This window comes from Kitasatospora sp. NPDC057512 (assembly GCF_042802135.1).
In the GTDB taxonomy this organism is placed as follows: domain Bacteria; phylum Actinomycetota; class Actinomycetes; order Streptomycetales; family Streptomycetaceae; genus Kitasatospora.
This window is the reverse complement of the sequence record NZ_JBHVET010000538.1, coordinates 1-6,063: the sequence shown is the minus strand read 5'-3', so window position 1 is coordinate 6,063 and position 6,063 is coordinate 1. Positions and strand designations below refer to the sequence as shown.

The window sequence follows — 6,063 nt, the reverse complement described above, 5'->3', positions numbered from 1 at the left end:
GCGGCAGGGCGTCCAGGGAGACGAACGCGGCCGGCACCAGGTGCTCGGGCAGCCGTTCGCGCAGGTGGGCGCGGAGTTCGTCCGGCCCGACCGACACCCCGGCGGCCGGGACCAGGTAGGCGACCAGCCGGGCGTCCTCGTCGGCGCGCGACACGACGGCCGCCCGCTCGATCCGGGGGTGGGCGGTGAGCGCGGCCTCGATCTCGCCGGGCTCGACCCGGAAGCCCCGGATCTTGACCTGGTCGTCGGCCCGGCCGAGGAACTCCAGCTGCCTGTCGGCGTTCCAGCACACCAGGTCGCCGGTGCGGTACATCCGCGAGCCGGCGGGCCCGTACGGGTCGGCGACGAACCGCCCGGCGGTCAGCCCGGGTCGGCCCAGGTAGCCGCGGGCGACGCCGGTACCGGCGACGTACAGCTCACCGGCCGTGCCGGACGGCACCGGCCGCAGCGCGCCGTCCAGGACGTGCAGCCGGGCTCCGGCGACCGGCCGGCCGATCACCGGGCGCGGGCTGGACGCCAGTGGCGCGAAGGCCGAGTCGACGGTGCACTCGGTGGGCCCGTAGTAGTTGACGCAGGTCACCCCTTCGGTGTCCCGCAACTCCCGCCACAGCGGCGCGGGGACGGCCTCGCCGCCCGCCACCACGACCGCCGGGCGGTGCCGCTCGTCGTCCAACAGGCCGTGGTCGAGCAGGACTCGGAGGTAGGACGGGGTGGCGTTGACGAAGTCGACGCGGTGCCGGACGGCGTACGCGACGAAGGCCTCCGGGTCGGTCCAGGTCTCCTGGTCGAGGACGTGCAGCTCGTGTCCGGCGAAGAGGCAGAACAGCTGGTCCCAGGCGGCGTCGAAGGAGACCGAGGTGGTCAGCGCGACCCTCGCCCGCTCCCCGAGCAGCGGTGCGAAGAGCGCCCGCCACTGGCCGGCGAAGAGGTCCGCCAGGCCTCCGTACGTCGCCACCACGCCCTTGGGGCGGCCGGTGGAGCCGGAGGTGTGGACGACGTGCACGGGGTGGCGCGGGTCGACGGCCACGGCCGGGTCGGCCGTCGGATCAGCGGCCGTCGGACCGTCGGCCGGCCCGAGGTCGTTCAGCAGCAGCGGCCGGACCGGGAGGTCCGGTCCGAGCCGGTCCCGGGTACGGGCGTCGGTCACCAGCAGCACCGGCCGGGCGTCGTCGAGCACGTACGCGATCCGGGCGGCCGGGTGGTCCGGGTCGACCGGAAGGTGGGCGGCCCCGGTCTTCAGGACGGCCAGGACCGCCACCACCAGCTCCGCCGAGCGCGGCAGCGCCAGCGCCACCAGCCGCTCGGGCCCGGCGCCCCGGGCGATCAGGGCGCGCGCCAACCGCTCGGCCCGGGCGTCGAGTTCGGCGTAGCTCAGCGATTCGGCGCCGCTCACCACCGCGACCGCGTCCGGTGTCGCGCGCACCTGGGCCCGGAACAGCTCGGGCAGACCGGCGGCCGGGGCGTCCGCCGCCGGTCCGGTGCCGAGGGCCGTCAGTTCGTCGCGCTCCCCGGCCGTGAGCAGGTCGATCCGGCCGACGGGCTCCTCGCCGTCGGCGGCCGCGAGGGCGTGCAGCAGGGCGAGCAGCCGCCGCTGGTGCGCCGCCGGTTCCTCGCCCGGGGTCCCCGGGGAGCCGTGCACCGTGATCTGCAGGTCACCCCCGCCCCGATGGCCCAGCACCCAGACCGCCAGGCCGTCCATCGTCTCGGGGAGGAGGTGGCGGACCGTGGCGGCCTGCCCCGCGAAGCCCGGCGGGCGGTCGAAGACCATGATGTTGACGACGAGCGGGAACCCGTCCCCGGTGCCGCCGGCCAGGACGGTCTCCCGGAACAGGTCCTCGCTGCGGTACCGCTGGTGCGCGGTGGCCGACTTGATCTCCCTCGCCGCCTGGGCGACGAGGTCGCGCACGGGCGTCTCCGGTCGGACCGTCAGCCGCAGGGGCACCACGTTCGCCACCGCACCGGGGGTGGACGCGAGGACCGGGTCCTCCGCCCCGCGGCCCGCGACGGGCAGGCCGATCACCACCTCCCGGTCGCCGGTGAGGCGGTGCGCGTAGAGCGCCAGCGCGGCCACCAGCAGGCGGACCCACTGGGCTCCGCCCCTCCCGGCCGCGGATCGCAGGTCGCCCGGGCGGAACACCGTCGGCTCGGCGGCCGTTCCGGCCGGGTCGACCGGGCCGTTCGGGTCGCCCGCTGCCGCGCCGGTGAGCCGGGTCGGGGCCGGCCGGTCGGCGAAGCGCTCCGTCCAGTACGACCGGTCGGCTGTGAACCGCGCGGAGGAGCGGTAGGCGGCGTCCGCCTCGACCAGTTCGCGCAGCGGACGGAAGGCGGGCGGCGGCGTCGGCCGGCCCTCGGCCAGCGCCGTGTAGGTGTGTGCGACCCGCTGCCGGACGAGGGCGTAGCCGTACCCGTCCATCACCAGGTGGTGGTAGGTGTGGTACCAGAGGTGGCGGGTCGGCGAGAGCCTGATCAGCGCGTGGCCGAACAGCGGGTCGCGGGCGAGGTCCAGCGGGCGCAGCCGGTCCTCGGCCATCCACTCCAGAGCCGCCGCGAGGGGATCCGGCTCCCCTTCGAGGTCGAGATGGGCGGGTGCCCAGTCCCGGGCCTCCCGGAGGACCTGCCGCGGGCCGTCCCCCTCCTCGACGAAGCTCACGTGCAGGGCCTCGGTCTCTTCGACCACCCGGCGGAGCGCGTCCTCGAACAGCCCGGGGTCGACCGGCCCGTGGATCTCCAGGTACTCGCCGATGCGGTAGGCCGGAATCGCCGTCCGTGCCCGCTGCTCGGCGAGCCAGATCTCGCGCTGGGCCGCTGTCAGCGGCAGGGCGTCGCCGTCACGACGGGACATGGGGGGTACCTCCGAGGATGTGGGCGAGCGTGGTGACGGGGCGCGGGGGCGCGCCGACCGCGGCGGTGGCACACGGTCAGGAGACGGCTGTCGGCTTGCTGCGGTCAGGCGGCGAGTTCGCCGGCCTGCAGGTGCCAGAGGGAGGCGTAGAGCCCGCGCAGGGCGAGCAGTTCGCCGTGGGTGCCCTGTTCGGCCACGACACCGCCCTTGTCCATGACGTAGATCCGGTCCGCGTGGCGGACGGTGGAGAGCCGGTGGGCGATGACGACCATCGTGCGGTCGGCCGCGAAGCCGCGGAGCGCGCGCTGGATGGCGGCCTCGGTCTCGTTGTCGACGGCCGAGGTGGCCTCGTCCAGGACCACGACGGGCGCGTCCTTGAGGATCGCCCGGGCCAGGGCGATCCGCTGCCGCTGGCCGCCGGAGAGGGCGGCGCCGCGCTCGCCGATCACCGTGTCGTAGCCGTCCGGCAGCCCGGCGACGAAGGCGTGCGCCTCGGCCGTCCTGGCCGCGCCGACCACGGCCTCGTCGGAGGCCTCGAAGGTGCCGTACCGGATGTTCTCGGCGATGGTGCCGTCGAAGAGGAACGGCTCCTGGGAGACGAAGCCGATCGCCTCCCGGAGGTCCCGCCGGGGCAGGTCGCGCAGGTCCCGTCCGTCGAGCCGGACGCTTCCGAAGCTGGCGTCCTGGAAGCGCATCAGCAGTTTCGCGACGGTGGTCTTGCCCGAGCCGGTCGCTCCGACGATCCCGGTGGTGCGGCCGGCCTCGATGGTCAGCGAGAGGTCCTCCAGGACCGGCGGCCGGCCGGGGTAGGCGAAGGTCACGCCGTCGAGGACGATCTCGCCCTTCACCGCCTCGACGTCGAGCGGTCCCCCGGTGCCCTCGGTCTCGACCGGCAGCGCCCGCAGCCGCTCCACCCGGTCGTGGGCCGCCAGCGTGCGCTGGTACTGGTCGACGATGCCGCCGAGCCGGTTCATCCGCAGCAGCACCATCTGCGGCAGGCCGATCAGCGGGCTGAACACCTCGAACGGCAGCGTCCCGTCGAGGACCGAGCGGCCGCCGAGCAGCAGGGTGCCCGCCATCGAGGTCGTGGTGGTGACCCGGACGACCTCCGAGTGCCGGATGGTGCTGCGGTCGGTCTGCTCGCTGCTCTTCCGGGCGGCCTCGCCCAGGTCGTCGATCCGCCGCGCCTCGTAGTCCTCGGTGCAGAAGCTCTTGACCGTGGCGCTCGCGTCCATGCTGTTGGCCAGCCGGCTGGAGAGCCTGGCCCGGTTCTCACCGGAGACGGCGTAGTCGGCGGCGACCTTGTCGTGGTAGTGGACGGACAGCCAGGCCACGATCGGGATCGGCAGGAACGCGATCCAGGCGATCTCCGGTGCCAGCAGCAGGAAGAGCGGCACCAGGACGGCCAGGCTCGTCGCCAGCTGGAGGACGTCGTTGGCCGAGGAGGCGAAGAAGGTGCCCAACTGGACGACGTCGTCGGTCAGCACGCCGGTGACCCTGGTGGTCCGCTGCCCCTCCAGCTGCCCCAGCTCCAGGTGCTGCACGTGGGCGTACGTCTCGTTCCGCCAGGTGTGCTCGATGTCCTGGCCGAGCCCGCGCCACTGGACGCCCGAGGCGTAGGCCAGGCCCGCCACGGCGGCGCAGGCCACGGCCACCGCCCCCGCCAGGGTCCAGAGTTGGGCGGACGCCGTGGTCACGCCGAGTCGCACGAGCGGCGCGGCCTCGCCCTTGATGAGGACCAGCCCGGTCCAGCCGAGGAAGACCCCGAGCGTCAACTCCGCCAGCTGGCAGCCGACCGAGAGCGCGGAGGCCCGGTAGAGCCGCCGCCGGTGCGGGCCGACGATCTCCAGCAGGGGGTGCCGCTTCCCGTCCGACGCGTCGTGGGCCGGGGCCTCGACCGCGGCCGTCCGCCACGCCTCCCGGACCACGTGGACGGTCGCCGCCGTCACCGCGCCGAGCGCGACCAGGTGCTTGGCTCCCACCGAGCGGCGGACGAGCGCGACGGCTGCCGCCGCGCCGCCCGCGACCGCCACGGCGGGCCCGACGTGCTTCCGGCTCCCGGTCGGCACCACCGGCCCGGGCGCCGGTGCGGACCGCGCGGGCACCGGCCCCGGCCGGGCGGCGCGGGCACCGTTGTCCGCGACGCGGGCGACGGCCCTCCGGACGGCGCGGCCGATGTCGGCGGCCGTGAGGCTGCGGTCGTGGCGCACCAGGACCCCGCCGGTGATCGGGTTGGCCTGTGCCTGGGTGATGCCCGGGATCCTTCGGAGGGCCTCGACGAGGGTCTCCGCGGCTCTCGGACGGCCGAGCACCGGCTTGACGTCCCAGCGCTGCCGGCCCGGGATGACCGAGCGCGGACGGACGTCCGGGTCCGAGGGGACGTGCCCGGCAGCGGCACCCACCAGAGATGGCATCTGTACGATCACCTGTTTGCGGAGGTCGCAGAGACCGTCAGGAACCGGACGGGCTGCGACGGATCGGAAGTTCGGAGAAGGGGAACGGCACGGCTGCCGGCCCCGGACGCGGCCGCACGTCCTCCCCGGCCGTCAGTGCGACTTGGAGAAACCGTCGGTCGGACGGATCCTGGGCGTCCTGACCTCGCCCTCACCCCGGGCCGCACCGGCCTCGCTCCTCTCCCCCTGCGGGGCACCGGCGCCGACGGCGCGGTGCTCCTCCTGCTCGTGGGCCGAACCGCCCTCCGCCACCGCCTCGGCGGCCACCTCCGCCGCGAGGTCGTGGATGTTCTCCCCGGCCTCCTGGGCCGCCTTCCGTACTTCCAGCACCACCCCGACGGACGTCTTGACGACGCCCCGCAGCAGCGGCTTGAGCAGGCGCTTGGCCAGCGGTGCGACCAGGAGGCCGATCAGGAAGGGCGGTACTACGGGGGGCATGATGCTCCAACCTCTTCATACATACGGATGACCGGCACCGGCGGGCCGAGCGAGCACCGGAGGATCCCTGCGGGAATTCCCGCACCGGAACGACACCGCCGATCCCCGGGAACCGCCTTCGGACCCATGGGGCGAAGGATCGCGTCCGGTGCCGATGCCATTTCCGGACGCCCTGCCCGCGCTTCTTGCCACGGTAGTCGACCATGGACCATCACGGCCAAGTGGCCTGTTCTTGTTCACTCTTGCGAGTGTTATTCGAGCCCGCAGCAGTAACTTTCCGCTTCGTGGGCGAAGCCCTGGCGACGAAAAGGCCGCCGAGCGGGATTCCTC

Annotated in this window: 3 protein-coding genes; all 3 read right to left on the bottom strand. The window is 74.5% G+C overall.

Going from position 1 to position 6,063, the window contains the following annotated elements; all coding sequences use genetic code 11:
* Nucleotides 1-2,842, bottom strand: a 2,842-nt coding sequence (locus tag ACFU6K_RS28485) for an amino acid adenylation domain-containing protein (RefSeq protein ID WP_380667745.1), incomplete at its 3' end; no start/stop codon positions are given.
* 104 nt (nt 2,843-2,946) lie between these two features.
* Nucleotides 2,947-5,256 carry an ATP-binding cassette domain-containing protein gene (locus tag ACFU6K_RS28480; protein ID WP_380667743.1) on the bottom strand — a complete coding sequence of 770 codons (2,310 nt, stop codon included), beginning with the start codon at nt 5,254-5,256 and terminating at the stop codon, nt 2,947-2,949.
* A gap of 132 nt (nt 5,257-5,388) precedes the next feature.
* Nucleotides 5,389-5,733, bottom strand: coding sequence for a DUF5132 domain-containing protein (locus ACFU6K_RS28475; RefSeq protein WP_380667741.1), 345 nt, complete (start codon nt 5,731-5,733; stop codon nt 5,389-5,391).
* Nucleotides 5,734-6,063 lie beyond the last annotated feature (330 nt).

Coding starts and splice junctions, on each gene's coding strand:
- ACFU6K_RS28480 (WP_380667743.1), bottom strand. CDS start 5,256: ATGCCATCTCTGGTGGGTGCCGCTGCCGGGCACGTCCCCTCGGACCCG.
- ACFU6K_RS28475 (WP_380667741.1), bottom strand. CDS start 5,733: ATGCCCCCCGTAGTACCGCCCTTCCTGATCGGCCTCCTGGTCGCACCG.